Genomic DNA, 24,984 nt, shown 5'->3' with positions numbered 1-24,984 from the left:
TCGATTCACCGGCCGCGCCGCAGCGGCAGGGGCGCCCCCATCACCGCGTAGGGCTTGGGTGCGCCGGGGAAGCCGACCCGCCTGGCCAGGTCCTGGTAGCCCAGGGATCGGTAGAGGCCGCGCGCGGGGCTCTCCGTGTCGATCGCCGAGAGGATCGAACGGGGCTGGTCGACGGCGTCCGTGACGGTGGTGATCAGGCTGCGGCCGATGCCGCGCTGCTGGAAGTCCGGGTGGACGTGGAGTTCGGTGATGACGAACGAGTCGTCGAGCCAGCCCTCGGAGCCGGTGGCGCGCAGATACGGCTCGACGACGGTGGACCACCAGTGGGCACGGTTGTTCGGCAGTCCGTAGACGAAGCCGGCGAGACGGCCCTCGGGGGTGGTGGCGCCGAGGGCACGTGCCCGGGGGTCGTCGAGGTGCCGGAGCACGATATGGCGGCGCACGTCGATCTCGTCCTGGGAGAGGCCGAAGGCGACGGCCTGCACGGCCAGTGCCTCGTCGACACGGGCGGCGAGGTCGAGCGGTCCGACCACGATGTCCGGTGCCCCGGAGCCGCGGGGGAAAGCGGGGGTTGCTGCTGCCATGCGGGGAACCCTACTGTCCGGGCCGCCCGGCCAGAACAGCGCGCGTCAGAAGAGCACGCTCATGAAGGCGCCGGTCTCGCGGAAGCCGACCCGGCTGTAGGCCCGGCGCGCGGCGGTGTTGTAGTCGTTCACGTACAGGCTCACGACCGGGGCCACGTCGGCCAGCGCGTAGCGCAGGACGGCGGCCATGCCCGTCTCGGAGAGTCCCCGGCCCCGGTGTTCGGGGGCGACCCAGACGCCCTGGATCTGGCAGGCGCGGGGGGTCGCGGCGCCGATCTCCGCCTTGAAGACGACCTTGCCGTCCTCGATACGGGCGAAGGAGCGGCCGGTGGTGATCAGCTCGGCGACCCTCGCCTGGTAGAGGAGTCCTCCGTCGCCGGCCAGCGGGGAGACGCCGACCTCCTCGGTGAACATGGCCACGCACGCCGGCATGAGGACGTCCAGCTCGTCCTTGCCGATACGGCGCACGAGAGGGTCGGCCTCCACCTCGGCGGAGGGGCTCTCGGCGACCATGAGCGGCTGGTTGGGCCGCACCTCGCGGGCGGGGCCCCAGCTCGGTTCGAGCAGCCGCCACAGCTGGCCGGTGGGCCCGGCGGGGCCGACGATCGAGGAGCAGCGGCGGCCGGCCCGGCGGGCGCGGTCGGCGAAGGCGCGGACGGCCTCGGGGGTGGCGCAGATGGGGACGAGGTTGGCGCCGGAGTAGCAGAGGGAGCGGAGCCTGCCGTCGGTGTACCAGCCCCACATCTCGCCGCCGAGGCGCCAGGGGTCGAGCCCCGCGACCTGGACGCGGGACGTCACGAACGCGTTCTCGACGGGTTCGCTCTCCAGGATGGCGAGCGCGGCGGGGAGCTCGCCGGGGTCGAGGACCCGGGTGGTGGTCTGCGTCAACACTGGGGGGCCTCACCATACGGTCTGCTGATTTCCGCACTGTAACCGACAAGGCTGTGGAACGCCGCCCGCGCGGGTGGCGGAGCCTGGTGCGGACACGGCCGTGCCCCGCGGTACGGAGCCGCGGGGCACGGGTGCACAGGGGTGGCCGGGGGTCAGCCGGCGATGGAGACCTCGGGCTCGCCGGACGCGACGCCGTCCTTCTCCATCTGCTCGGCGATCTTCATGGCCTCCTCGATGAGGGTCTCCACGATCTTGGACTCGGGGACGGTCTTGATGACCTCGCCCTTCACGAAGATCTGGCCCTTCCCGTTGCCCGAGGCGACGCCCAGGTCGGCCTCGCGTGCCTCACCGGGGCCGTTGACGACGCAGCCCATCACGGCGACGCGCAGCGGGACCTCCATGCCCTCCAGACCGGCGCTGACCTGGTCCGCCAGCTTGTACACGTCCACCTGGGCGCGTCCGCAGGACGGGCACGAGACGATCTCCAGCCGGCGCTGCTTCAGGTTCAGCGCCTCCAGGATCTGGAGGCCGACCTTGACCTCCTCGGCGGGCGGGGCCGAGAGCGAGACCCGGATGGTGTCCCCGATCCCCTCGGAGAGCAGCGCGCCGAACGCCACGGCGGACTTGATGGTCCCCTGGAACGCCGGGCCGGCCTCGGTCACGCCCAGGTGCAGCGGGTAGTCGCTCTGCGCGGCCAGCTGGCGGTAGGCGTTGACCATGACGACCGGGTCGTTGTGCTTCACCGAGATCTTGATGTCCCGGAAGCCGTGCTCCTCGAAGAGCGACGCCTCCCAGAGGGCGGACTCGACCAGCGCCTCCGGCGTCGCCTTGCCGTACTTCTTCAGCAGCCGCGCGTCCAGCGAGCCCGCGTTCACGCCGATGCGGATCGGGGTGCCGGCGTCGCCCGCCGCCTTCGCGATCTCCTTGACCTTGTCGTCGAACTGCTTGATGTTCCCCGGGTTCACCCGGACCGCCGCGCAGCCGGCGTCGATCGCGGCGAAGACGTACTTCGGCTGGAAGTGGATGTCCGCGATCACCGGGATCTGCGACTTCCTCGCGATGGTCGCGAGCGCGTCCGCGTCGTCCTGGGTGGGACAGGCCACCCGCACGATCTGGCAGCCGGAGGCCGTCAGCTCCGCGATCTGCTGCAGGGTCGCACCGATGTCCGAGGTACGCGTCGTCGTCATGGACTGCACCGACACCGGTGCGTCGCCGCCGACCGCCACCGATCCGACCTGGATCTGACGGCTGACCCGTCGGTCGGCGAGCTTGGTCGGAACGGCAGGCATTCCAAGAGAAATCGCAGTCATGCGCTGAGCATCCCCAAGGTGTGGATCAGTGTGGATCGAGGTACCGGGATCGGCGGACTCCAGGCTTCGAGGTTACGGCACCGGAGGAAATACGGGCGCACCCCGTCCGCCGAACCGCCCACGGGTGGCGGCGGGCCGCCACCCGTGGGACCGGCCGCCACCTGTGGGACGTGCGAGGTGTCAGGTGATCTTCACGGGGTTCACGATGTCGGCGACGAGCACCAGCAGCGTGAAGCAGATGAAGATCCCGGCGACGACGTAGGCGACCGGCATCAGCTTGGCGACGTCGAACGGTCCGGGGTCCGGGCGCTTGAAGACCCGGGCCACGTTGCGGCGCAGGGCCTCCCAGAGCGCGCCCGCGATGTGTCCGCCGTCCAGGGGCAGCAGCGGCAGCATGTTGAACAGGAACAGCGAGAGGTTGAAGCCTGCCAGCAGGAACAGCATCATCGCGATCTGGTTCTGCGCCGGGACGTCGAGGTTCATCACCTCGCCACCGATCCTGGCGGCTCCGACCACGCCGACCGGCGAGTCGTCGGCGCGCTCGCCGTCGCTGAAGGCCGCGTTCCACAGGGCGGGGATCTTGGACGGCAGGGCGATGATCGAGTCGACGCCGTTCTCGATCATGTCGCCCATGCGGACGACCGAGTCGCCGAAGGAGAGCGGGACGATCTCGGTCCTGGCCGCGAAGCCCAGGTAGCCGGCGCTGACGTACTGGTCGGGGACCACCTCGCCGTCGGCGTCCTTCTTGGCCACGGCGTTCTTCTTCAGCACGGCGTGCAGGGTCTGTTCCCGGCCGTCGCGCTGCACGGTGATGGTGGCGGGGCCGATGGTCTGCCGGATCTTGTCCGAGAGGGTGGCCCAGTCGTCGATCTTCTGGCCGTTGAAGGCGACGATCTTGTCGCCCTCCTCCAGACCTGCGGCCTTGGCCGGCGAGACCGGGTCGGAGGTCTCGCAGGTGTCGCGGTTCTCGCTCTGGGCGATCACGCACTGCTGGACGCCCGCGACCTCGGTGGTCTGGGTCTGGAAGCCGAAGGTCATGGCCACGCCCATGAAGATCGCGACGGCCAGGACCAGGTTCATGAAGGGCCCGGCGAACATCACGATGACGCGCTTCCACGGCTTGCGCGTGTAGAAGAGGCGCGACTCGTCGCCCGGCTGGAGCTCCTCGAAGGCGGCGGATCTCGCGTCCTCGATCATGCCGCGCCACGGGGAGGTGGAGCGCGCCTCGAGCCGTCCGTCGGGGCCGGGCGGGAACATGCCGATCATCCGGATGTAGCCGCCGGCCGGGATGGCCTTGATGCCGTACTCCGTGTCGCCCTTCCTGCGCGACCAGATGGTCGGCCCGAAGCCGACCATGTACTGCGGCACCCTGATGCCGAAGAGCTTGGCCGTCGAGAGGTGGCCCAGCTCGTGCCAGGCGATCGAGAACAGCAGCCCCACGGCGAAGACGGCGATCCCCAGGACCGTCATCAGGATCGTCGTCGTGCTCATACGTGCGCCTCCGCTGTCGCTTCCGCCGAGAGTTCACGGGCCCTGGACCGGGCCCAGGTCTCCGCTTCCAGGACGTCCGTGACCGTCAGTGAAGTTCCCGTGGCGGGGGTGCCGTGTTCGGCCACCACGGCTGTGACCGTGTCCATGATTCCGTTGAAGGGCAGCCGCCCCGCGAGGAAGGCGTCCACGCACTCCTCGTTGGCCGCGTTGAACACCGCCGGCGCGGTGCCGCCCAGGGCGCCCACGTGCCGGGCGAGCCCGACGGAGGGGAACGCCTCGGTGTCGAGCGGGTGGAAATCCCAGCTGGAGGCGGTCGTCCAGTCGAAGGCGGGTGCCGCGTCCGGGACCCGCTCGGGCCAGCCGAGCCCGACGGCGATCGGCCCGCGCATGTCGGGCGGGGTGGCCTGGGCGAGGGTGGAGCCGTCGGTGAACTCCACCATCGAGTGCACGTACGACTGGGGGTGGACCACGACCTCGATCCGGTCGAACGGGATGTCGTAGAGGAGGTGCGCCTCGATGACCTCCAGCCCCTTGTTGACCAGGGTCGCGGAGTTGACCGTGATGACCGGCCCCATGGCCCAGGTCGGGTGGGCGAGCGCCTGCTCGCGGGTGACGTCGGCCAGCTCGGCGCGCGTACGCCCCCGGAAGGGCCCGCCGGACGCGGTGACGACCAGTTTGCGTACGTCGGCGCGCTTGCCGGCGGCCAGCGCCTGGAAGAGCGCGGCGTGCTCGGAGTCGACCGGGATGATCTGGCCGGGTGCCGCGAGCGCCTTGACCAGCGGCCCTCCGACGATCAGCGACTCCTTGTTGGCGAGCGCCAGCGTGCGGCCCGCCTTCAGCGCCGCGAGGGTCGGGGCGAGGCCGATCGATCCGGTGATGCCGTTCAGCACGGTGTGGCAGTCGCTCGCCGCGAGCTCCGTCGCGGCGTCGGGGCCGGCCAGGATCCCGGGGAGCGGCTCGCCCGCACCGTAGCTCTCGCGCAGCGCCGTACGCAGCGCCGGCACCTTGTCCGGGTCGGCGACCGCGACGGTGTCCACCCGCAGTTGCCGCGCCTGCTCGGCGAGGAGCGCGACCCGGCCGCCCGCGGCGGAGAGCGCGGTGACGCGGAAGCGGTCCGGGTTGCGCAGCACCAGGTCGATGGCCTGGGTGCCGATGGACCCGGTGGAGCCGAGGATCACCAGATCCCGGCGGCCGTGTACCGCGTCGAAGACGAGATGGGGGTCGGCGAGGGGTGCGGGGCTGTCGGTCATGGCGACCATTGTCGCCGCTCGTGCTGTGCGCGCGGACAGGGCGTCCCCGTCGGCGCGTGGCTCAGGTGCGTGCGGCACGGATTTCCCCCCACCGGGCGGTCGTGGCGTCCCGCGGGATCCCGCGGACGTCCTGCGTGTCCGGGATCTCCCCGCGGAAGGCGGGCGTGGCGGGTCCCGGGCTCGTGGCGGCCCTGCCGTCGCCGCCCTCGGTGCCGCCGTCGCCCCCGCACCCGCTGACGCCCGCGGGCGTCACCGCCGCGCAGGCCGCGGCGGGTGCGCGCGCGCCCCGCCGGTCACCCCCACCGGACACCCCGAACATCCCCGCCCCTGTCGTCGGTCGACGGCCGCCGCGACGGCGGCCGGGGCTCGATTGTGCGGCATCGCGGGATCAGAAGTGGGTCTCGACGCCGAACTTCCTCCTCAGGTGCGCCATGTCCGCCACATCGTGGGCGGCCGGTTCGTACCCCTGGTGGAAGCGCGCCTGCTGTTCGGCGGAGAGGCAGCGCACCGTGGTCGTCCCGACGGTGCCGGTCACGAAGCAGGCGGCCGGGTAGCGGAAGGGCCGCTCGGGGTCGAACGAGGACTGCACGGCGGAGCCGTCGGGGGCGAACTCCAGCGGGTGCAGGTCGATCTCGGGCCCGTCGGGGTGGCTGAGGACGAAACGGACCGGGCGCCGATCGAGCGTCTCGGTGTATCCGGCGGCCCGGAGGACCGCGACGACGGCGCCCTCCTGCTCCCGCACGTGCAGCAGGTCGAGGTCGCGGTGCTCACGGGTCTGCTCCCCGAGCAGCGCGTCCACGCCCCACCCTCCGGCGATCACCACCCGGGCTCCGGCCCGGTCGAGCAGGCCGAGGACGGACAGGACGTCGCCGCGGGTCATCATGGGCCGCACGGTAGACGCCGCCGGGGCCGGGCGCGCGGGATTTTCTCCGGTCAGCCGGCGCCTTCCGCGGCGAACCGGGCGAAGACCTCGTGGAACTCGGGGAACGTCTTGCGGACGCAGCCGGGGTCGTCGTAGGTGACGCCGGGCACGCGCAGCGCCGCGACCGCGAACGACATCACGATGCGGTGGTCGCCGAACGTGGTGATCTCGGCGGGCCGGGGGGTGCCGGGGTGGATCTCGGTCCAGTCGGGGCCGGTGTGCACGGTGACGCCCATGGCGCGCAGGTTCCGCGCGCAGGCCTCCAGCCGGTCGCACTCCTTGACCCGGGTGTTGGCGACGTCCTCGATCCGTACGGGCGAGGAGGCGAACGGTGCGACGGCGGCCAGGGTCGGCATGGTGTCGGAGATGTCGCGCATGTTGACGGTGAGGCCCGAGAGCGCCCCGGTGGAGCGGACCGTCGTGCCCGTGTCCGTGGTCGTCACCTCGGCGCCCATGCGGCGCAGGACGTCGGTGAAGCGCAGGTCGCCCTGGAGCGCGCCGGTGCCCAGCCCCGGGACGGTGACCTCGCGGCCGGTGAGCGCCGCGGCGGCGAAGAAGTAGCTCGCGGTGGACGCGTCGGGCTCCACGGCGTAGGTGGTGGCGCGGTAGCCGCCCGGGGGGACGGTGAAGGTGTTCCCCTCACGGACGACGTCGACGCCGAAGCTCCGCATCATCGCGAGGGTGATCTCGACGTAAGGGGCGGACACCAGTTCCGTGACGTGGATCCGCAGCCCTTCGGCGGTGAGCGGGCCGAGCATGAGCAGTGCGGTGAGGTACTGGGACGACTCCCCCGCGTTCAGGGTGAGTTCGCCGCCCTTGACGCCCGACGCCCGTACGGTGAGCGGGTGGTGGCCCTCGGCCCCCTCGTGGCGCAGGTCCACACCGAGGGCGCGCAGCGCCTCGGTGAGCGGGCCGAGCGGGCGGCGGCGCATCTGGGCCGAGGCGTCGAAGCGGTACGTCCCGCGGGGCGCGGCGGCGGCGAGCGTGGGCAGGAAGCGGGCGGTGGTGGCCCCGTCCCGGCAGTGGACCTCGGCCTCGGTGACGGCGGGGCCGTCGGGGCGTCCCTCGATGTGCCAGCGGTCCGGCTCGCGTGTCACCCCGTGTCCGAGGCGGGTGAGCCCCTCGGCGAACCCCTCCGTGTCGTCGGAGCTCAGGGGCCGCAGGAGGGTGGTCGTGCCGTCCGCCGCGGCGGCCAGGAACAGCGCGCGGGCGGTGACGGACTTGGAACCGGGGATGTGGATGACGGTCACGGTCGCCCATCCTGCCGCGCGCCGGGCGTGCCTGCGGGGCGCGTCCAGGCAGTGGACGCGCCCCGCGGTGCCGGCCGGTTCAGCGGATGGGACGGTGGACGTTCTCGCCGGTGGCCGGGCCCGGGGTGGCGTCGGCGATCCAGGGGCCGTCGCCGCTGGGGTCGATGACGCCCTCCTCCAGCCACGCGTACGTCCCGGACAGGACGCCGTCGACCACGCGCCGGTCGATGTCGTCGGTGTTGGCCCACAGCCGGGCGAAGAGCTCCTCCACCCGGAGGCGGGCCTGCCGGCAGAAGACGTCGGCGAGCTGGTAGGCCTCGCGGCCGTGGTCGCCGGTGGCACGCAGGTGCTCCGCGCGGACGCAGGCGGCGCTCATCGCGAAGAGTTCGGCGCCGATGTCGACGATGCGACCGAGGAAGTTCTGCTTGGTCTCCATGCGGCCCTGCCAGCGGGACATGGCGTAGAAGGTCGAGCGGGCCAGTTTGCGGGCGGAGCGCTCGACGTGGCGCAGGTGGCCGGAGAGGTCGGGATGGCCCGGGACGCGGAACTCTCCGTAGGCGTTGGGCAGTTGTCCGGGTCCGCTGACGAGCTTGGGGAGCCAGCGGGCGTAGAACCCGGCGGCGTCGACGCCCGCCCTGGCCTTGTCGGAGAGGGGCTTGTCGGGGTCGATGATGTCGCCGGCGACCTTGAGGTGGGCGTCGACGGCCTCACGGGCGATCAGCAGGTGCATGATCTCCGTGGAGCCCTCGAAGATCCGGTTGATGCGCATGTCGCGGAGCATCTGCTCGGCGGGCACGGCGCGTTCGCCCCGGGCGGCGAGCGAGTCGGCCGTCTCGAAGCCGCGTCCGCCGCGGATCTGGACCAGTTCGTCGGAGATCCGCCAGCCCATCTCGGAGCCGTACAGCTTGGCGAGGGCGGCCTCGATGCGGATGTCGTTGCGGCTCTCGTCGGCCATCTGCGAGGAGAGGTCGACGACCGCCTCCAGGGCGAAGGTGGTGGCGGCGATGAAGGAGATCTTCGCGCCGACCGCCTCGTGCCGGGCGACCGGGCGGCCCCACTGCTCGCGCACCGCCGACCACTCGCGGGCGATCTTCAGCGACCACTTGCCGACGCCGACGCACATGGCGGGCAGCGAGAGGCGGCCGGTGTTGAGGGTGGTGAGGGCGATCTTGAGACCGGCGCCCTCGGGGCCGATCCGGTTGGCGGCCGGGACGCGGACGCCGTGGAAGCGGGTCACGCCGTTCTCGATGCCGCGCAGGCCCATGAAGGCGTTGCGGTGCTCCACGGTGATGCCCGGGGAGTCCGCCTCGACGACGAACGCCGTGATGCCGCCCTTGTGTCCGTCCGACGCCGGGACCCGGGCCATCACGACGAGCAGGTCGGCGACGACGCCGTTGGTCGTCCAGAGCTTCACGCCGTCCAGGACGTAGTCGTCGCCCTCGGGGACGGCGGCGGTGGCGAGCCTGGCCGGATCGGAGCCGACGTCGGGCTCGGTGAGCAGGAAGGCGGAGATGTCGGTACGGGCCAGGCGCGGCAGGAAGGTGTCCTTCTGCTCCTGGGTGCCGAACATCTTCAGCGGCTGCGGGACACCGATGGACTGGTGGGCGGAGAGCAGCGCGCCGATGGCCGGGCTGGCCGAACCTGCCAGTGCCAGCGCCCTGTTGTAGTAGACCTGGGTGAGGCCGAGGCCCCCGTACCGGGTCTCGATCTTCATGCCGAGCGCGCCGAGCTCCTTGAGGCCGTTGACCACGTCGTCGGGGATCTTGGCCTCGCGCTCGATGAGCGCCCCGTCGACGTGGGTCTCGCAGAACGCGCGCAGCCGGTCGAGGAAGGCCTCGCCGCGCCGCACGTCCTCGGCGCCGGGCACGGGGTGCGGGTGGAGCAGGTCGAGACGGAAGCGTCCGAGGAAGAGTTCCTTGGCGAAACTCGGCTTGCGCCAGTCCTGTTCACGGGCGGCCTCGGCCACCTGCCGTGCTTCGCGCTCGGTGACTTTGGGGGCCTGGGGTGTGTCGGATGGGGCGGACATGAGGAACTCACCTCGCCGCGAGTCGGGACGATGGTCGGGCCTTGCGCGTGCCGTTCGGTACCACTCGTCCGTATGTACCCCATCTGCGCCACCCCTACCACCGTGCGGCGGACGCCCGGCGCGACACGGGACCGGCCGGGGCCCGCTGTACGGCGGGCTCCGGCCGGTCCGGTCGTGGCGTGGGGCTACAGGGCCAGGCCGGTGAGGACCAGGACCCGCTCGTAGGTGTAGTCCTCCATCGCGTAGCGCACGCCCTCACGGCCCACACCGGACTGCTTGGCGCCGCCGTACGGCATCTGGTCGGCGCGGTAGGAGGGGACGTCGCCGATGACCACGCCGCCGACCTCCAGGGCGCGGTGGGCGCGGAAGGCGGTCTGCAGGTCATGGGTGAAGACCCCTGCCTGGAGGCCGTACTTGGAGGCGTTGACGGCGGCGAAGGCCTCGGCCTCGCCGTCGGTCCGCCGCACGGACAGCACCGGGCCGAAGACCTCTTCGCCGGCGAGAGTGGTGGTGTCGGGCAGGTCGGTGAGGACCGTCGGGGCGTAGGTGGCCCCGTCCCGCCTGCCTCCGGTCAGGAGGGTGGCCCCGGCCGCGACGGCCTCGTCGACCCAGGCCTCCACGCGGCGGGCGGCGTCCTCGCTGACCAGCGGGCCGACGTCGGTGGCGGCGTCGGAGGGATCGCCGGTCACCAGTGCCTCGACGGCGGCGACGATCTTGGGGAGGAGCCGGTCGTACACCGAGGTGTCGGCGATGACGCGCTGCACCGAGATGCAGGACTGGCCGCCCTGGTAGTTGGAGAAGGTGGCGATACGGCTCGCGGCCCGGTCCAGGTCCTCGTCCGTGGACCAGTCGCCGAGGACGACGGCCGCGCCGTTGCCGCCGAGTTCGAGGGTGCAGTGCTTGCGGGGCACCGACTCCATGATCGAGTAACCGACGGGTCCTGAGCCGGTGAAGGAGATCACGGGCAGTCGCTCGTCCTGGACCAGGGCGGGCATCTTGTCGTTGGGCACGGTCAGGACGGACCAGGAACCGGCCGGCAGGTCGGTCTCGGCCAGCAGTTCGCCGAGGACCAGCGCCGAGATCGGGGTGGCCGGGGCCGGCTTCAGGATGATCGGCGCGCCGACGGCGATGGCGGGGGCGACCTTGTGGGCGCTCAGGTTGAGCGGGAAGTTGAAGGGCGCGATGCCGAGGACCGGTCCGCGCGGGAAGCGCCGGGTCAGCCCGAGACGGCCGGTGCCGCCGGCGTCCGTGTCCAGCCGCTGGGCGTCGCCGCCGTTGAAGCGGCGGGCCTCCTCGGCGGCGAACCGGAAGACGGAGACGGCGCGGCCGACCTCGCCGCGCGCCCACTTGATGGGCTTGCCGTTCTCGGCGGAGATCAGCCGGGCGATCTCCTCGGTGCGCTCGGTGAGGCGGCGGACCACGTGGTCGAGCGCGGCGGCGCGTACGTGCGCCGGGGTCGCGGCGAACTCCTCGCGCACGGCGTACGCGGCGGCGACGGCTTCCTCGGTCTGGGCCTCGGTCGGCACGGCCACGGTACCGACGAGCCTGCCGTCCCAGGGGTTGGTGACGTCGAAGCTGTCCTCGCCGGTGGCCTGGCGGCCGGCCAGCCAGAAGGCGTGGGTGGAAGTCATGGCGGTTCCGGCCCTTCGGGGGTGGTGAACAGGAGCGTCAGGGGCACCGCGCTGGTACCCGGCCCCCACGGTAGGGCGCGGCGGGTCGGATGAGGCTTGTCCGGTGTGGAGCGGAGCGGGGTGCGGACACGCCGGTTTGTCGTACGCGTTCGGTGGGGCCCGGGACGGTCCGGCGTCTACGGGGTCGTCGAGGAGGCGGCCGTCGCCTTCAGGGCGAGCCAGAGCTCCATCCGGACGTCCGGGTCGTCCAGGGAGCGGCCCAGGATCTCCTCCACCCGCCGCATCCGGTACCGCAGCGTGTGGCGGTGGACGCCCAGGTCGGCCGCCGCGGCGTCCCACTGCCCGTGCCGGGAGAGCCAGGCGCGCAGCGAGGCGACCAGGTCGCCTCGGCCCTTGGCGTCGTGTTCCTGGAGCGGGCGGAGCATCCCGTCCGCGAAGGCCCGTACCGCGTCGTCGGCGAGCAGGGGCAGGACCGAGCCGGTGGCCAGCTCCTCGTGCTCGACCAGGGCCCTGCCCCGGCGGCGGGCCACCGACAGGGCCTGCTCGGCCTGCTTGTACGCGAAGGAGGCCGCGACAGGCCCCGCCGGGGCGGACAGTCCGACGGCCACATCGGTGTCGTCCTTCCCCGGTTCGCGCGCCGGGCGGTCGTCCTGCGCCTGGGCGTACGCCGCACAGGCCGCGACGGCGGCGCCGCCGTCCGTGGCCAGCACCACGACCCGGTCGCCCTCGGGCACCATCAGCAGCGTCTCGCCGGACCGGGCGGCGGCGGCCTCCATCGTCTCGGTGAGCAGCTCCGTGTCGGACGCCTCCGCGAGGAGCAGCCGGAACGGCGCGTCCAGCAGGGCTCCGTACAGGTCGCCGGCGACCGTCCGGGCGTGGTCGGGCTGGCCGGCGAGCAGCATCTGAAGGACCGCCGCCCCCAGCCGCTGCTCGGCCCCCTGGAGCGAGCGGGAGCGTGCGGTGGTGAGGGTGAGCAGGGCCACGGCGGAGTGCACCGCGTACCGCTCGGCCGTGCCGAGGGAGGCGCCCGTACCGACGGCGAGCGCGCCCCGGGCGTGCCGGCCGGTGCCCAGGGACTGGAGCTCCACCCGGTCCTCCGGGCCGCCGACGACGGCACTGGCCGGGGCGGCGCGGTCCCCGAGGCGGCGTACGTCGCCCGTGAGGCGCCCCGCCCTCCGGGCCGCCCAGTCGGGTGCCACCGCGACGACGGCGCCCGAGGTGTCGTACAGCGCGGCCCAGCCGTCGACCTGGGCGGCGAGGCGGGTGATGAGCCCGGCGGGCCCCTCGCCGACGAGGGCCGCCCGGGTCAGTTCGCGCTGCGCCTCGAACCCGGCGGTCACGGCGCGGTACTGGTCGGCGGCGATGGCCGCCGACACCGCCTTGCTGATGGCGATGAACGGCGTGCGCCGGGGCACTTCGAGGAGGGGCAGCCCGGCCTCCTCGGCGGCGTCGACGAGCGCCGCGGGGACCTCGTCGTAGGTGACCCCGACGGCGAAGCCGAGTCCGGCGACCTCGGCGGCCACCAGCCGCCGGACGTACCGCCGCATCGTCTCGGGGTCCTCGGCGTCCAGGTTGGTCGCGGTGACCAGGAGCAGTTCCCCGCCGTCCATGTACGGGACGGGGTCGGCGAGCTCGCTGGCGTGTGCCCAGCGCACGGGCGTGGCGAGCCGGTCCGCCCCCGCGCGGACCGTGAGCTTGAGCGCCGAGTGCTGGACGAGCGAGGCGAGAGTGGGTGGCATGGGACCGCCGGACCTCTGGGAGTCGATTGCGCCGCCCCGTACAGACGGCCGGTTCCGATTCTGCCAGGGCGGCGCAATCCGCGTAACCGGCCCCGCGCCCCGCCCGGGTCCCGGGTGGGGCGCGGCGCGGGATCAGCCGTCCAGCTTCACCAGGAGCGGCGGGGCGTGTTGGCCGTCCACCGTGGTCAGGGACAGGACGGCGTGGCCGGCGGGCAGCTCGTAGGCGAGCGCGGAGGCGGACCAGCGCTCGCGTTCCACCCGGCGGACGGTGACGGCGTCCCGGGTGACGGCCTTGCCCGTGACCAGCTTGCGCAGGCCGTGCAGGGCGCGGGTGAAGGGCTGGTCGGCGAAGACCGCGTGCTGGGCGACCTCCCGGGTCTCCACCCATTCCTTTCCCCAGACGTCCGCGAACCGCTTGCCGTCCCAGGTGGTGACCCCGCAGAAGGCCATGCAACAGCCGACCCCGCCGAGCAGCGCGGTGTGCAGGTGCTCGGGGACGTCGTCGAGGGTGCGCAGGGTGAGTACGGCCCCCGCGTTGGCCGACCGCAGCCGACGGACACCCCGCACGGTCTCGGTGGTGACGGCCTGGGTGGCGTCGTCGAGCACCAGGCAGACGAAGAGCGACCGGTCGGTGCGGGCGGCGGCGACGGCGGTGAACTGGGCGAGTACGAGCCGGGTGAGCAGCCGGGACGCCTCGGCGTGCGCCCGCTCCGGAAGATCGATCCTGACCCTCAGGGGGAGGTGTTCCAGCGACCGCAGGGAGAAGGGCCGGGCATCGGGTCCGGTGGCGAAGAACGGGGCGAACGCGGGCCGGTCGAGGAGCGCGATCCGGTCGGCGAGGACCGGGCCCGGGTCCTGCGAGCCGCCCCGCTGCCGGGTACGCGCGTCCAGCTCGCGCAGCATGGCGGTGTGGCCGCCCGAGCCGAGCGCCTCGCGCAGCGCCTCGACCGCCGCCCCGTCGCCGTCCAGGAGCTCCCGGAGGACCGGTACGCCCGGGAAGTGGCCGTGGACGGTGCGGTAGGGGCCGAGGAGCTGGGCGAGCACGGTGGCGGCGCGGCGGCTGTCCAGGCCGGGCACGTCGCCGACGAGTCCTTCCGCGAGCACGCCCGCCGCCTCGTCGGGGTCGGTGGTGCCGCCGTACAGGTCGAAGTCGTGCGCGGAGGCGGGGTCACCGATCCGTACGACGACGTCGTAGGACTCGTCGGGGCCGAGGGGTTCCCCGGCGCCGCCGACCGCGAGGACGGCCGCCTGTCCGGCGAGCGCCTGGAGGGCGAGCGACTCGACGACCGGGCGGACCAGACGTGCGGTCTTCCCGGATCCCGGCGGGCCGACCGCGAGCAGTGAGGTGCCGAGCAGCGCGGGTTCCAGGGCGGCGCCGGAGCCCCGGCGGGCGTACGGGTTGTGCGGGTCGTCCGCGAAGCTGCCGATGCGGACCTGGCCGGTGAGCAGGTCGTGGCGGGCGGTGCGAGCGGGCAGGTCGCGGGCGCCCGACGGGTGCAGCGCGGCGGCGGCGCCGCCGCGCAGGACGGCCTCGTCGAGTGCGGCGAGCCGTTCGGGGTGGGACCGGCCCACCGCCCACGCGTGACGCAGACGGGCGACGTCGACGTCGTTCATCCGGCCGGTGCGCACCTCGGCGGCCAATGCCTGGGCGGCGTCGGTCCGGCCGGCCGCGCGCAGTTCCGGCCACTGGTCGGGGGTCGGGGCGTCCGGGGTCGCGGCCGGTGCGCCGGGGACGGCGGACCGCGCCCCACGGCGCTCGGCGAGCAGGGCGCGCCAGCGGCCGAGGCGGGCGAACGGCCACAGCACGCCGAGGGTGATGAGGGCGTAGATCACGTTGACCACGTTCTGGCTCTGGTAGATCTCACCGCCGAAGACGGAGGCGACGAGAATCAGCACCGGTCGGACGACCGGCACGGCGTCCTTCCAGACCAGGAGCTGCGCGAGCGCCGCCGCGGCTGCGCTCGCCAGGGCGAGGAAGGGCTGCCCCCGTCCGGCGACGTGGCGGCGGAAGAGCTCCGCCCAGTTCCCCAGGCGCAGGCAGCCGTAGACGAGGAGGCCGAAGAGGACGGCCTCGTAGACCGTGAGCGCGTCGGCCCCTTCGATGGTCCTCGGGCCGCCGAACGTGCCCGCGTACCACCAGTCGCCCGGGGTGAAGAGCTTCAGGGGCACCAGCCGGTAGGGGATGTAGCCGTTGCGCCACAGCGACCACAGGAGCAGTGCGCACAGGACGGAGATCAGCGCGCCGACCAGCAGGGAACGGTCCGGCACGCCCTCGGGCCTCTCGGGCGGGCGCGGTGTGTGGCCGTACCGCCAGACGCCGGGTTCCCGGCGGGGCCGCGGGGTACGCAGCCACTCCTCCAGCGGGGGCCGGGGGGTGGCGGCCGGGGCGTGGCCGGGAGGGGGCGGCGCGTACGGCGGCGGGGCGTGCGGGGGCGGTGCCTGGGACGGCGGGGCGGCGGGGGGTGGTCCCGCCGGGCGGGGCACCCGGCCCGCGCCGGTGCCCCGTGCGTCGTACGTGCCTTCGGTGTCCATGAACCGCCGCCCCCTGACCAGCCAGGTCCCGCCTTGTGCACGGCCAATCTAGTGCCAGGGCACGGGGAGTTCAGCAATGTCGCCGGATGGGCGCGGTGCCCCGGCCCGCCGCACCCCGCCCGGCCACCTGTCCGCAGCGGACAAGCCCGCGCCACCACCACTCCGCGGCGGAGCATGACCGCCGCCCTCCCCCACCCCTAGCCTGCAGGGAGAAGCGTCCGGAAACCCCCAGGAGCCCCGCATGTCCGACATCCCGCAGGAGCGCCGCGTCCTCACCGCCATTCCCGGCCCGAAGTCGGTGGAGCTGCAGGCCCGCCGTACGGCGGCGGTCGCCGCCGGCGTGGGTTCCACGCTGCCGGTGTTCACCGCCCGGGCCGGCGGCGGGATCATCGAGGACGTGGACGGCAACCGGCTGATCGACTTCGGTTCCGGCATCGCCGTGACGTCCGTGGGCGCCTCCGCCGAGGCGGTCGTGCGCCGGGCGTCGGCGCAGCTGGCCGACTTCACCCACACCTGTTTCATGGTCACCCCGTACGAGGGGTACGTGGAGGTCTGCGAACGGCTCGCCGAGCTGACCCCGGGCGACCACGCCAAGAAGTCCGCGCTGTTCAACTCGGGCGCCGAGGCCGTCGAGAACGCGGTGAAGATCGCGCGCGCCTACACCAAGCGCACCGCGGTGGTCGTCTTCGACCACGGCTACCACGGCCGGACCAATCTCACGATGGCTCTGACCTCGAAGAACATGCCGTACAAGCAGGGCTTCGGCCCGTTCGCGCCCGAGGTGTACCGCGTGCCGGTGGCATACGGCTACCGCTGGCCGACCGGTCCGGAGAACGCCGGTGCGGAGGCGTCCGCGCAGGCGATCGACGAGATCACCAAGCAGATCGGCGCGGAGAACGTCGCCGCGATCATCATCGAGCCGGTCCTCGGCGAGGGCGGCTTCATCGAGCCGGCGAAGGGCTTCCTCCCGGCGATCGCCCGGTTCGCGAAGGACAACGGCATCGTCTTCGTCGCGGACGAGATCCAGTCCGGCTTCTGCCGCACCGGCCAGTGGTTCGCGTGCGAGGACGAGGGCATCGTCCCCGACCTGATCACCACGGCCAAGGGCATCGCGGGCGGGCTGCCGCTCTCCGCGGTGACCGGCCGCGCCGAGATCATGGACGCGGCGCACTCCGGCGGCCTGGGCGGCACCTACGGCGGCAACCCCGTGGCGTGCGCGGGTGCGCTCGGGGCCATCGAGACGATGCGTGAGCTGGACCTCAACGCGAGGGCCCGGCGCATCGAGGAGGTCATGAAGGGCCGCCTGGAGGAGATGCGGGCGAAGCTCCCGAACGGCGGGGTCATCGGGGACGTCCGCGGCCGTGGCGCGATGATCGCCATCGAGCTGGTGAAGCCCGGCACGAAGGACCCCGACGCGGCCGCCACCGCGGCCCTGGCCAAGGCCTGCCACGCCGAGGGGCTGCTGGTGCTGACCTGCGGGACGTACGGCAACGTCCTGCGCTTCCTGCCGCCGCTGGTCATCGGCGAGGACCTGCTGAACGAGGGCCTCGACATTCTCGAACGGGCGTTCGCCACGCTCTGACGCGTACGGATCCGGCCCGGGGGCGGCGCGGCGATTTCCGCCGCATTGACCCACCCGCGCGTGAGGGCCTGTGAAGAAGGTGTGCGGGGGCCATGGCGGGATACCGTGGCCCCTGTCGGCCCACCCTCCCCTGACGTACGGTTTCCACAGATGAGAGAAACACCCCGCCCGCAGGGAACTGCGGGTGATGCCGGGCCGGGGCTCCCCCAGCACCGTCCCGGTAGTGCCTCCGCGCACACCACTGGAGCATCGCGCTCCGGAACTCCTCACCGATCGGACGGCCGCCCGCCCCACACCCCCCGGGGCGCGCGGCACACCGATCCGACCGGCCACCCCGGAACACTCCCCCCAGTTCCCCGGTGGCCGGTCCTTCTCCTTTCCCGGGTGGCCGCGCTGCTGGCCGTCTTCGCGCTGGTCACCTGGCAGGTCGTGGCCGTCGGGCCGCTGCTGGGGCCCGACGAACGGCTCGGCCTGGCCCTGGCCGGGCGGGGGCCTCGCGCGCTGTCCGACCTCTTCGCGGATCTCGGCAACATGGAGGTCGCCGTCCCCGCCCTGGCGTGCGCCGCCCTCGTGGCCTGGCTGCGCCGGGACCGCCGGGAGGCGGTGTACGCGGCTCTGGCCATGGTGGCGGTCCCCGTGCTCGTCGTCCCGCTCAAGCTGTGGACCGACCGCCAGGGGCCGCTGACCGAGGCGACCGGCTACTACCCCTCGGGCCATACGGCCACCGCCGCCGTGGCGTACGGCGCGGCGGCCGTGCTGCTCGCTCCGTACGTGCGGCGCTCATGGATGATGCTCGTCGCCGCCGTCCTGCTGACGGCGGCGACGAGCATCGGTCTGGTGCTGCGCGGCTACCACTGGCCGCTGGACGTGCTGGCCAGCTGGTGCCTGGCGGGTGCGGTGCTGCTCGTCCTCGGAGAGGTCAGTTCCCGAAGTAGGCGTCGAAGTTCTTCGAGAACTCCCAGTTGTTGAAGCGGTCCCAGTTGATGGACCAGGTCATCAGCCCGCGCAGCCCGGACCAGGTGCCGTGGGTCTGGTACGAGCCGCAGTCGGTCTTCCTGGTCAGGCAGTTGAGCGCCTTGGTGACCTCCGCCGGGGAGGTGTGGCCGTTGCCCGCCTGGGTGGACGCCGGGAGGCCGATGGCGACCTGCTCGGGCCGCAGGGCCGGGAAGACCTTGGTCCGGTCGCCCGCCACGGGGAAGCCGGTGAGCAGCATGTCGGTCATGGCGATGTGGAAGTCGGCGCCGCCCATCGAGTGGTACTGGTTGTCCAGTCCCATGATGGAGCCCGAGTTGTAGTCCTGGACGTGCAGCAGGGTGAGGTCGTCGCGCAGGGCGTGGATGACGGGCAGGTAGGCGCCGGCGCGCGGGTCCTGGCCGCCCCAGGGGCCGGAGCCGTAGTACTGGTAACCGAGCTGCACGAAGAAGGTCTCGGGCGCCATGGTGAGGACGAAGTCGTCGCCGTACTTGGCCTTGAGCGTCTTCACCGCCGAGATGAGGTTGACGATGACGGGGGTGGTCGGGCTGCGGAAGTCGGTGTCACCGGTGTTCAGCGAGAGCGAGTGGCCCTCGAAGTCGATGTCCAGGCCGTCGAGTCCGTAGGTGTCGATGATCTTGGACACCGAGGAGACGAAGGTGTCCCGGGCCGCCGTCGAGTTGAGCTGCACCTGGCCGTTCTGGCCCCCGATGGAGATCAGGACCTTCTTGCCGGCCGCCTGCTTGGCCTTGATCGCCGCCTTGAACTCCGCCTCGCTCTCCACTCCCGGGCACTCGGCGACCGGGCAGAGCGAGAAGCGGATGTCGCCGGAGGTGACGGAGGTCGGCTCCCCGAAGGCGAGGTTGATGACGTCCCACGAGTCGGGGACGTCGGCCATCCGGGTGTAGCCGGAGCCGTTGGCGAAGCTGGAGTGCAGATAACCGACAAGGGCGTGGGCCGGCAGGTCACCGCCGCCGCCCTCCTGGCCGCCGCCGGAGGTGGTGGTGGCGCTCACGGCCGCCGACTTCGCGGACTCACCGGCGGCGTTGACCGCGCTGACCTGGAAGCTGTACGCGGTCGACGCGGTCAGCCCCGTCACGGTCGCCGAGGTGCCGGTGACCGACTGGACCCTCGTACCGTCGCGGTAGACCTGGTAGCCGGTGGCTCCGGCGGACGCGTTCCAGCTCAGCGGGACCGAGGTGGAGGTGGCCGTCCCGGCCCGCAGACCGGCGGGGGCGGCGGGCACGGTGGCGGGGGCCCCGCCGGGGCCGACCAGGGTGAGGTCGTCGGCGTAGTAGGCGGACGTGCCGTACCAGCCGTGGGTGTAGACGGTCACCGAGGTGGTCGCCGAGCCGGTCTTGAAGACCGTGCCGAGCTGGGTGTACGCGCCGGCGGACTGGGTCCAGGTGGAGACGTCCGTGGTGCCGGTGCCGGACGCCCCGAGATAGACGTAGTCGCCCCGCACCCACGCCTGGAGCGTGTACGTGGAGTCGGGCCGGACCGTCACCGTCTGGGAGCACCTGGCGTTGTCGCTGCCGGCCGGGGTCGCCTTCAGCGCCTTGGTCCCGCTGTGCACGGGCGTGCTGACGGCGGCCCCGCTGCCGCCCGAGCAGGTCCAGCCGTCCAGGCCCGCCTCGAAGCCGCCGTTGCGGGCCAGGTCGGCGTCGGCGGCGGTGGCGTCCGGTGCCGAGGCGACCAGGCCGGCGGCGGCCAGCAGGGCCGCCGAACAGACAGCCAGAAGTCCGGTAAAACGGGCGGGTGGTCCGGTGCGTTCCACAACAGCCTCCGTGCTGGGGGGAATTTAGTGCGGCCGCGCACAACATGGTCCAGACCAATCGGGTTGTCAAGACCTCTGACACCGCCTCACCCGTCCCGGTCCGCTCCGCCGTGGGCCCCCCGCGCGGCGGCGGCCTCGTGCAGCGCGAGCTCCAGCAGGACGGGGTCGACGAGCATCCCCGACCCGTCCGGCGGGATCAGCCACCGCGCGGCGGCGGACGTACGGCCCGGGCGGGGCACGGCGATCCAGCTGTCCCGGCCGATCCCCCGCACCCCGGTCCCCAGCCAGCCCGACGCCGTGCCCGGGGGCACGAAGAAGCCGATCCGGGCGTCCCCGAAACCGGCGAGGACCGGCCCGGGCCGGCGGACGAGACGGGTGAGGACGTCGAACGTCGGGTATCCCAGCCCGGCCGGGACGGCGAGCACGTCCCAGCGCCGACCGGCGGGGAGCAGCGCGATTCCCAGCGGATCGCGCTCCCATTCCCGCCTGCAGGCCGCCGGATCCGGCGCCACCGACACGAGCCATTCGATCGCGGCCTTCGCCCCCGTGCCGTCCATGAGTGCCTCCCTCTTCCCGTGGGCACCGACGGGGTCCCGCCGGTGCGTACGGGGAAGAGAGCGCGGTGGAGCCGGATCATGACGCGGGTCGGACCGGTGGATGCCGTGAGGTGGATCACGTGGTGCGGCGTCCCCGGTCAGCTGTCGAAGCCGAACCCCAGCCGGTCCGTCGTTCGCAGCCACAGGTCGCGGTGGCCGCCGCGGTCGTCCGCGCGGGCGAGCGATCTCTTGGTGAGCCCGATCCCCGCCCAGGCGAACGGCTCGGGCGGAAAGGGCAGCGGCTTGGAGCGGACCATCCGGAGCCCGGTGCGCTCCGTGCGGTCACCGGCCAGCAGGTCGAGCATCACCTCGGCCCCGAAGCGGGTGGCTCCGACACCCAGCCCGGTGTATCCGGCCGCGTGCGCGACCCGTCCTCCGTAGGCCGTCGTGAAGAAGGCGGAGAAACGCGAACAGGTGTCGATGGCCCCGCCCCAGGCATGGGTGAAACGCACCCCGGAGAGCTGCGGGAAATACGCGAAGAAATGCCCGGCGAGCGTGAGGAACGTCTCCGGACGCCGGTCCAGGGCGGAATGCAGACGGCCACCGAAGGGATAGACGGCGTCAAATCCGCCCCACAGGATCCGGTTGTCCGCGGACAGCCGGAAATAGTGGAACCGGTGGGCGCTGTCGCCGAGTCCCTGCCGGTTCTTCCAGCCGATCGAGGCCAGCCGGTCCGCGCTCAGCGGCTCGGTCATCAGCGCGTAGTCGTACACCGGGACGGTGTACGGGCGCAGCCGTCTGACGAGGGACGGGAAGACGTTCGTCGCGAGGGCCGCGCGCCGCGCGAAGACCCTGCCGTACGGGGTGCGTACCGCCACACCCGCCCCGGACCGGGCGAGCGCCAGCCCCGGGGTGTGTTCGTACACGCGTACGCCGAGGCGGAGGCAGGCGCGCTTGAGCCCCCAGGCGAGCTTCGCGGGGTGGAGCAGGGCGACGCCGCGCCGGTCCCACAGGCCGCCCAGGAAGGCCGGCGAGTCGACCTCGGCCCGCATCCGCTCCTGGTCCAGGAACTCGGGGCGGTCGAGGCCCAGTTCTCCGGTGCGGCGGTGCCAGTCGCGCAGGCCGGAGAGCTCGTGGGGCCGGGTGGCCACGTCGATCTCGCCGGTGCGCTCGAAGTCGCAGTCGATGCCGTAGCGGGTGACGGCTTCCTCGATGGCGTCCAGATTCCGCGCGCCCAGCTGCTCCAGCTTCGCGATCTCCTCGGGCCAGCGGTCGAGGCCGTTGGCCGTCCCGTGGGTCAGTGAGGCGGCGCAGAACCCTCCGTTGCGGCCCGAGGCGGCCCATCCCACCTCGCGCCCCTCGATGAGGACCACCTCGCGTCGGGGGTCCCGTTCCTTGGCGAGCAGCGCGGTCCACAGCCCGCTGTAGCCGCCGCCGACCACGAGGAGGTCGCAGACCTCGTCGCCCGTGAGCGCGGGACGCGGCTCCGGCTCGGCCGGGTCGTCGAGCCAGTAGGACCGGGGGCGCGCCCCGGAAAGGGATGCCGCCGCGTGGCGCATGGCGTCGATGGCCATGGATTCCAGCTCCTTGGGGGTCTATTTCCGCGTGTTGTTCCTTCTCCGGCCGGCCACCAGTTGTCCCACGAGGACCACGGCCACGGCGATGACGAACATGGCCGTCCCGATGACGTTGATCTGCACGGGTGTTCCGCGCTGGGCCGATCCCCAGACGAACATCGGGAACGTCACGGTGGACCCGGCGTTGAAATTGGTGATGATGAAATCGTCGAAGGAGAGGGCGAAGGCGAGCAGCGCCCCGGCCGCGATGCCCGGCGCCGCGATCGGCAGCGTCACCCTGAGGAAGGTCTGCGCGGGGCCCGCGTAGAGGTCGCGGGCGGCCTCCTCCAGCCGGGGGTCCATCGACAGCACGCGCGCCTTCACGGCCGTGACCACGAAGCTGAGGCAGAACATGATGTGCGCGATCAGCACGGTGAGGAAGCCGAGCTCGGCCCCCATGTTGAGGAAGAGCGTGAGCAGGGACGCGGCCATCACGACCTCGGGCATGGCCATCGGCAGGAAGATCAGCGAGTTGACCGCGCCGCGTGCCCGGAAGCGGTAGCGGACCAGCGCGAAGGCGATCATCGTGCCGAGCACGGTCGCCCCGAGGGTCGCGAGTGCGGCGATCCGCAGGGAGAGGGAGAGCGAGCCGCAGAGGTCGGCGACCCCGCAGGGGTCCTTCCAGGCATCCAGCGAGAACCGCTGCCAGGCGTAGTTGAAGCGCCCGTTCGGCCGGTTGAAGGAGAACACCGTCACGACGAGGTTGGGCAGCACCAGACAGGCCAGGGTCAGCAGTCCGGCGATCACGACCAGGTTCCGCCGCAGCGATCGGAGCAGGCGCATCAGAGCAGGTCCTCCGTCCCGGAGCGGCGGATGTAGACGGTGACGACCAGCAGGACGACCGCCATGAGGATGAAGGAGAGGGCGGCCGCCGTGGGGTAGTCCAGGACCCGCAGGAACTGGGACTGGATGACGCTGCCGACCATCTTGGTGTCCGTGGAGCCGAGGAGCTCGGCGTTGACGTAGTCCCCGCTGGCCGGGATGAACGTCAGGAGGGTGCCGGCGACGACCCCGGGCATGGACAGCGGGAGCGTGACCGTGCGGAAGGTGGCGGCCGGGGTGGCGTACAGGTCGCCCGCCGCCTCGTGCAGCCGGGGGTCGATCCGGTCCAGCGAGGTGTAGAGCGGCAGGATCATGAACGGCAGGAAGTTGTAGGTCAGTCCGCAGACGACGGCCATCGGGGTGGCCAGGATCCGGTTGTCCTCGGTCCAGCCGAGCCGGCTGGTGACGTCCAGCACGTGCAGGCCTTCCAGCGCGTCCACCACCGCGCCGCCGTCGGCGAGGATCGTCTTCCAGGCGAGCGTGCGGATCAGGAAGCTGGTGAAGAAGGGCGCGATGACCAGCACGAGCAGCAGGTTGCGCCACCGGCCGGCCCTGAAGGCGATCAGATAGGCGAGCGGGTAGCCGAGCAGCAGGCACAGGAGCGTGGCGGTGCCCGCGTACAGCAGGGACCGGACGAACTGCGGGTAGTAGTCGGCGAAGGCGTCGGCGTACGTACGAAAGTGCCAGGTGACCCGGAACCCCTGCTCCAGGGAACCGGTCTGTACGGAGGTCGACGCCTGGTAGACCATCGGCAGCGCGAAGAAGACGAGCAGCCACAGGATGCCGGGGAGCAGCAGCCAGTAGGGGACGAGCCGCTTGCGGAGGGACCGCCCGCGGACGGGCCGCGCGGGGGCCGCTTCCTCGGCGGGCGGCGCCGGTGGCGTGTCGGTGGCACTCACGCCGCGTCCTCGACGCTCTGCACGCCGGCGTCCATGTCCTGGGTGGCGTCGAGCGCGAAGGTGTGGGCGGGGTCCCAGTGCAGGACGACCTCGCTTCCCGGGGCGAGCCCCCGGCGGTGCTCGACGTTCTGTTCGTAGACCTGGAGGGCCTTGCCCGCGGGGCTCTCGACGACGTACTGGGTGCTGACGCCGATGAAGCTGGACTCGGTGATCCGCCCGGTGACGCGGTTGCGGCCGTCCGCCGCCGGCTCCGCGTCGGTGGCCGGGGCGAGGGATATCTTCTCGGGCCGTATGCCGACGAGGAGCCGGCCGCCGGGTGGTGTCGGGGCCGGACAGCGGCTGCCGGGCAGCCGGAGCGTCCCGCCGCCCGCCGAGACGACGACGTCCGTGCCCGCGGACACGATCTCGGCCTCGATGAGGTTGGAGGTGCCGAGGAAGTTCGCCACGAAGGTGGTGCGGGGGTTCTCGTACAGGTCGGCGGGGGAACCGAGCTGTTCGACCCGGCCCGCGTTCATCACGGCGACCGTGTCGGCCATGGTCATGGCCTCCTCCTGGTCGTGGGTGACGTGGACGAAGGTGATGCCGACCTCGGTCTGGATGCGTTTGAGTTCGAGCTGCATCCGGCGCCGCAGTTTCAGGTCAAGGGCGCCGAGCGGTTCGTCGAGCAGCAGTACCTGGGGGTGGTTGATGAGGGCGCGGGCCACGGCGACGCGCTGCTGCTGTCCGCCGGAGAGCTGGTGCGGCCTGCGGCGGGCGAAGTCGCCGAGCTGGACGAGCTCCAGCATCTCCGCGACCCGTTCGCGCACCGAGGTGACCCGGCGCCGGCGCAGTCCGAACGCGATGTTCTCGGTGACGTCGAGGTGGGGGAAGAGCGCGTAGCTCTGGAAGACGGTGTTGACCGGCCGCTTGTGCGGGGGCAGGGCCGTGATGTCCGTGCCGCCGAGCGAGACGGTGCCGGTGGACGCCTCCTCCAGGCCGGCGATCATCCGCAGGGTGGTGGTCTTCCCGCAGCCGGACGCGCCGAGCAGGGCGAAGAAGGAGCCCTGCGGGACGGTCAGGTCGAGCGGGTGCACGGCGGTGAAGGAGCCGTAGGCCTTGCTGATGCCGGTGAGCCGGACGTCGCCGCCCGTCGTCTGCTGCTGTGTCATGGGTCG

At 72.6% G+C, this 24,984-nt stretch carries 19 protein-coding genes; 2 read left to right on the top strand and 17 right to left on the bottom strand.

The features are described 5' to 3' along the window. Positions 1–5: 5 nt before the first annotated feature. The 11 genes from SACTE_RS24215 to SACTE_RS24160 form a co-directional block, all read right to left on the bottom strand. Positions 6–584 carry a GNAT family N-acetyltransferase gene (locus tag SACTE_RS24215; RefSeq protein ID WP_014048649.1) on the bottom strand — a complete coding sequence of 193 codons (579 nt, stop codon included), beginning with the start codon at positions 582–584 and terminating at the stop codon, positions 6–8. Between the two features lie 45 nt (positions 585–629). Beyond that, positions 630–1,475, bottom strand: a complete 846-nt coding sequence (locus SACTE_RS24210; protein WP_014048648.1) for a DUF4081 domain-containing GNAT family N-acetyltransferase — start codon at positions 1,473–1,475, stop codon at positions 630–632. Positions 1,476–1,627: 152 nt separating this feature from the next. After that, on the bottom strand, positions 1,628–2,785 hold the full coding sequence (ispG, locus tag SACTE_RS24205) for a flavodoxin-dependent (E)-4-hydroxy-3-methylbut-2-enyl-diphosphate synthase (protein WP_014048647.1): 1,158 nt from the start codon (positions 2,783–2,785) through the stop codon (positions 1,628–1,630). 180 nt (positions 2,786–2,965) lie between these two features. Then, positions 2,966–4,276, bottom strand: a complete 1,311-nt coding sequence (locus SACTE_RS24200) for a site-2 protease family protein (RefSeq protein ID WP_014048646.1) — start codon at positions 4,274–4,276, stop codon at positions 2,966–2,968. Then, complete coding sequence (dxr, locus tag SACTE_RS24195; RefSeq protein WP_037758325.1) at positions 4,273–5,526, bottom strand: 1-deoxy-D-xylulose-5-phosphate reductoisomerase; 1,254 nt, start codon at positions 5,524–5,526, stop codon at positions 4,273–4,275. The genes SACTE_RS24200 and dxr overlap by 4 nt, the downstream gene beginning before the upstream one ends. A 388-nt stretch (positions 5,527–5,914) precedes the next feature. Next, positions 5,915–6,409, bottom strand: coding sequence for a nucleotidyltransferase family protein (locus tag SACTE_RS24185; RefSeq protein ID WP_014048643.1), 495 nt, complete (start codon positions 6,407–6,409; stop codon positions 5,915–5,917). Positions 6,410–6,459: 50 nt separating this feature from the next. Beyond that, the gene (aroA, locus tag SACTE_RS24180; RefSeq protein WP_014048642.1) at positions 6,460–7,698 is read right to left on the bottom strand and encodes a 3-phosphoshikimate 1-carboxyvinyltransferase; all 1,239 of its coding nucleotides are present in this window, start codon (positions 7,696–7,698) and stop codon (positions 6,460–6,462) included. A 79-nt stretch (positions 7,699–7,777) separates the two neighbouring features. After that, positions 7,778–9,724, bottom strand: coding sequence for an acyl-CoA dehydrogenase family protein (locus SACTE_RS24175; protein WP_014048641.1), 1,947 nt, complete (start codon positions 9,722–9,724; stop codon positions 7,778–7,780). Between the two features lie 185 nt (positions 9,725–9,909). Further along, complete coding sequence (locus SACTE_RS24170; RefSeq protein WP_014048640.1) at positions 9,910–11,355, bottom strand: aldehyde dehydrogenase family protein; 1,446 nt, start codon at positions 11,353–11,355, stop codon at positions 9,910–9,912. A 176-nt stretch (positions 11,356–11,531) separates the two neighbouring features. Continuing rightward, positions 11,532–13,094, bottom strand: coding sequence for a PucR family transcriptional regulator (locus SACTE_RS24165; protein WP_014048639.1), 1,563 nt, complete (start codon positions 13,092–13,094; stop codon positions 11,532–11,534). Positions 13,095–13,226: 132 nt separating this feature from the next. Next, complete coding sequence (locus SACTE_RS24160) at positions 13,227–15,626, bottom strand: hypothetical protein (RefSeq protein ID WP_014048638.1); 2,400 nt, start codon at positions 15,624–15,626, stop codon at positions 13,227–13,229. 241 nt (positions 15,627–15,867) lie between these two features. On the opposite strand from SACTE_RS24160, the gene gabT reads away from it, so the two are divergent. Continuing rightward, positions 15,868–17,208: a 4-aminobutyrate--2-oxoglutarate transaminase gene (gene gabT / locus SACTE_RS24155; RefSeq protein WP_014048637.1), complete on the top strand. Its 1,341-nt coding sequence runs from the start codon at positions 15,868–15,870 to the stop codon at positions 17,206–17,208. A 150-nt stretch (positions 17,209–17,358) separates the two neighbouring features. Then, positions 17,359–18,177: a phosphatase PAP2 family protein gene (locus tag SACTE_RS24150; RefSeq protein WP_176724294.1), complete on the top strand. Its 819-nt coding sequence runs from the start codon at positions 17,359–17,361 to the stop codon at positions 18,175–18,177. Here SACTE_RS24150 and SACTE_RS24145 read toward each other — a convergent pair. The 6 genes from SACTE_RS24145 to SACTE_RS24120 form a co-directional block, all read right to left on the bottom strand. Continuing rightward, entirely contained in the window at positions 18,128–19,957 is a 1,830-nt protein-coding gene (locus SACTE_RS24145; protein WP_014048635.1) for a glycoside hydrolase family 18 protein, read from the bottom strand. The genes SACTE_RS24150 and SACTE_RS24145 overlap by 50 nt on opposite strands. An 86-nt stretch (positions 19,958–20,043) precedes the next feature. Next, positions 20,044–20,514, bottom strand: a complete 471-nt coding sequence (locus SACTE_RS24140; protein WP_014048634.1) for a hypothetical protein — start codon at positions 20,512–20,514, stop codon at positions 20,044–20,046. A 137-nt stretch (positions 20,515–20,651) separates the two neighbouring features. Then, the gene (locus SACTE_RS24135; RefSeq protein ID WP_014048633.1) at positions 20,652–22,067 is read right to left on the bottom strand and encodes an FAD-dependent oxidoreductase; all 1,416 of its coding nucleotides are present in this window, start codon (positions 22,065–22,067) and stop codon (positions 20,652–20,654) included. A gap of 21 nt (positions 22,068–22,088) precedes the next feature. Then, positions 22,089–22,892: an ABC transporter permease gene (locus SACTE_RS24130; RefSeq protein WP_014048632.1), complete on the bottom strand. Its 804-nt coding sequence runs from the start codon at positions 22,890–22,892 to the stop codon at positions 22,089–22,091. Continuing rightward, positions 22,892–23,830: an ABC transporter permease gene (locus tag SACTE_RS24125; protein WP_014048631.1), complete on the bottom strand. Its 939-nt coding sequence runs from the start codon at positions 23,828–23,830 to the stop codon at positions 22,892–22,894. The genes SACTE_RS24130 and SACTE_RS24125 overlap by 1 nt, the downstream gene beginning before the upstream one ends. Continuing rightward, a complete protein-coding gene (locus SACTE_RS24120; protein WP_014048630.1) occupies positions 23,827–24,978 on the bottom strand; it encodes an ABC transporter ATP-binding protein in 1,152 nt (383 codons plus the stop codon). The genes SACTE_RS24125 and SACTE_RS24120 overlap by 4 nt, the downstream gene beginning before the upstream one ends. Positions 24,979–24,984: the final 6 nt, after the last annotated feature.

This window comes from Streptomyces sp. SirexAA-E, assembly GCF_000177195.2.
GTDB lineage: Bacteria > Actinomycetota > Actinomycetes > Streptomycetales > Streptomycetaceae > Streptomyces > Streptomyces flavovirens.
This window is presented reverse-complemented; position numbering and strand designations above follow the sequence as displayed.

Coding starts and splice junctions, on each gene's coding strand:
- SACTE_RS24170 (WP_014048640.1), bottom strand. CDS start 11,355: ATGACTTCCACCCACGCCTTCTGGCTGGCCGGCCGCCAGGCCACCGGC.
- gabT (WP_014048637.1), top strand. CDS start 15,868: ATGTCCGACATCCCGCAGGAGCGCCGCGTCCTCACCGCCATTCCCGGC.
- SACTE_RS24120 (WP_014048630.1), bottom strand. CDS start 24,978: ATGACACAGCAGCAGACGACGGGCGGCGACGTCCGGCTCACCGGCATC.
- SACTE_RS24135 (WP_014048633.1), bottom strand. CDS start 22,067: ATGGCCATCGACGCCATGCGCCACGCGGCGGCATCCCTTTCCGGGGCG.
- SACTE_RS24140 (WP_014048634.1), bottom strand. CDS start 20,514: ATGGACGGCACGGGGGCGAAGGCCGCGATCGAATGGCTCGTGTCGGTG.
- SACTE_RS24150 (WP_176724294.1), top strand. CDS start 17,359: ATGAGAGAAACACCCCGCCCGCAGGGAACTGCGGGTGATGCCGGGCCG.
- SACTE_RS24160 (WP_014048638.1), bottom strand. CDS start 15,626: ATGGACACCGAAGGCACGTACGACGCACGGGGCACCGGCGCGGGCCGG.
- SACTE_RS24185 (WP_014048643.1), bottom strand. CDS start 6,409: ATGATGACCCGCGGCGACGTCCTGTCCGTCCTCGGCCTGCTCGACCGG.
- dxr (WP_037758325.1), bottom strand. CDS start 5,526: ATGACCGACAGCCCCGCACCCCTCGCCGACCCCCATCTCGTCTTCGAC.
- SACTE_RS24175 (WP_014048641.1), bottom strand. CDS start 9,724: ATGTCCGCCCCATCCGACACACCCCAGGCCCCCAAAGTCACCGAGCGC.
- SACTE_RS24215 (WP_014048649.1), bottom strand. CDS start 584: ATGGCAGCAGCAACCCCCGCTTTCCCCCGCGGCTCCGGGGCACCGGAC.
- ispG (WP_014048647.1), bottom strand. CDS start 2,785: ATGACTGCGATTTCTCTTGGAATGCCTGCCGTTCCGACCAAGCTCGCC.
- SACTE_RS24200 (WP_014048646.1), bottom strand. CDS start 4,276: ATGAGCACGACGACGATCCTGATGACGGTCCTGGGGATCGCCGTCTTC.
- SACTE_RS24130 (WP_014048632.1), bottom strand. CDS start 22,892: ATGCGCCTGCTCCGATCGCTGCGGCGGAACCTGGTCGTGATCGCCGGA.
- SACTE_RS24165 (WP_014048639.1), bottom strand. CDS start 13,094: ATGCCACCCACTCTCGCCTCGCTCGTCCAGCACTCGGCGCTCAAGCTC.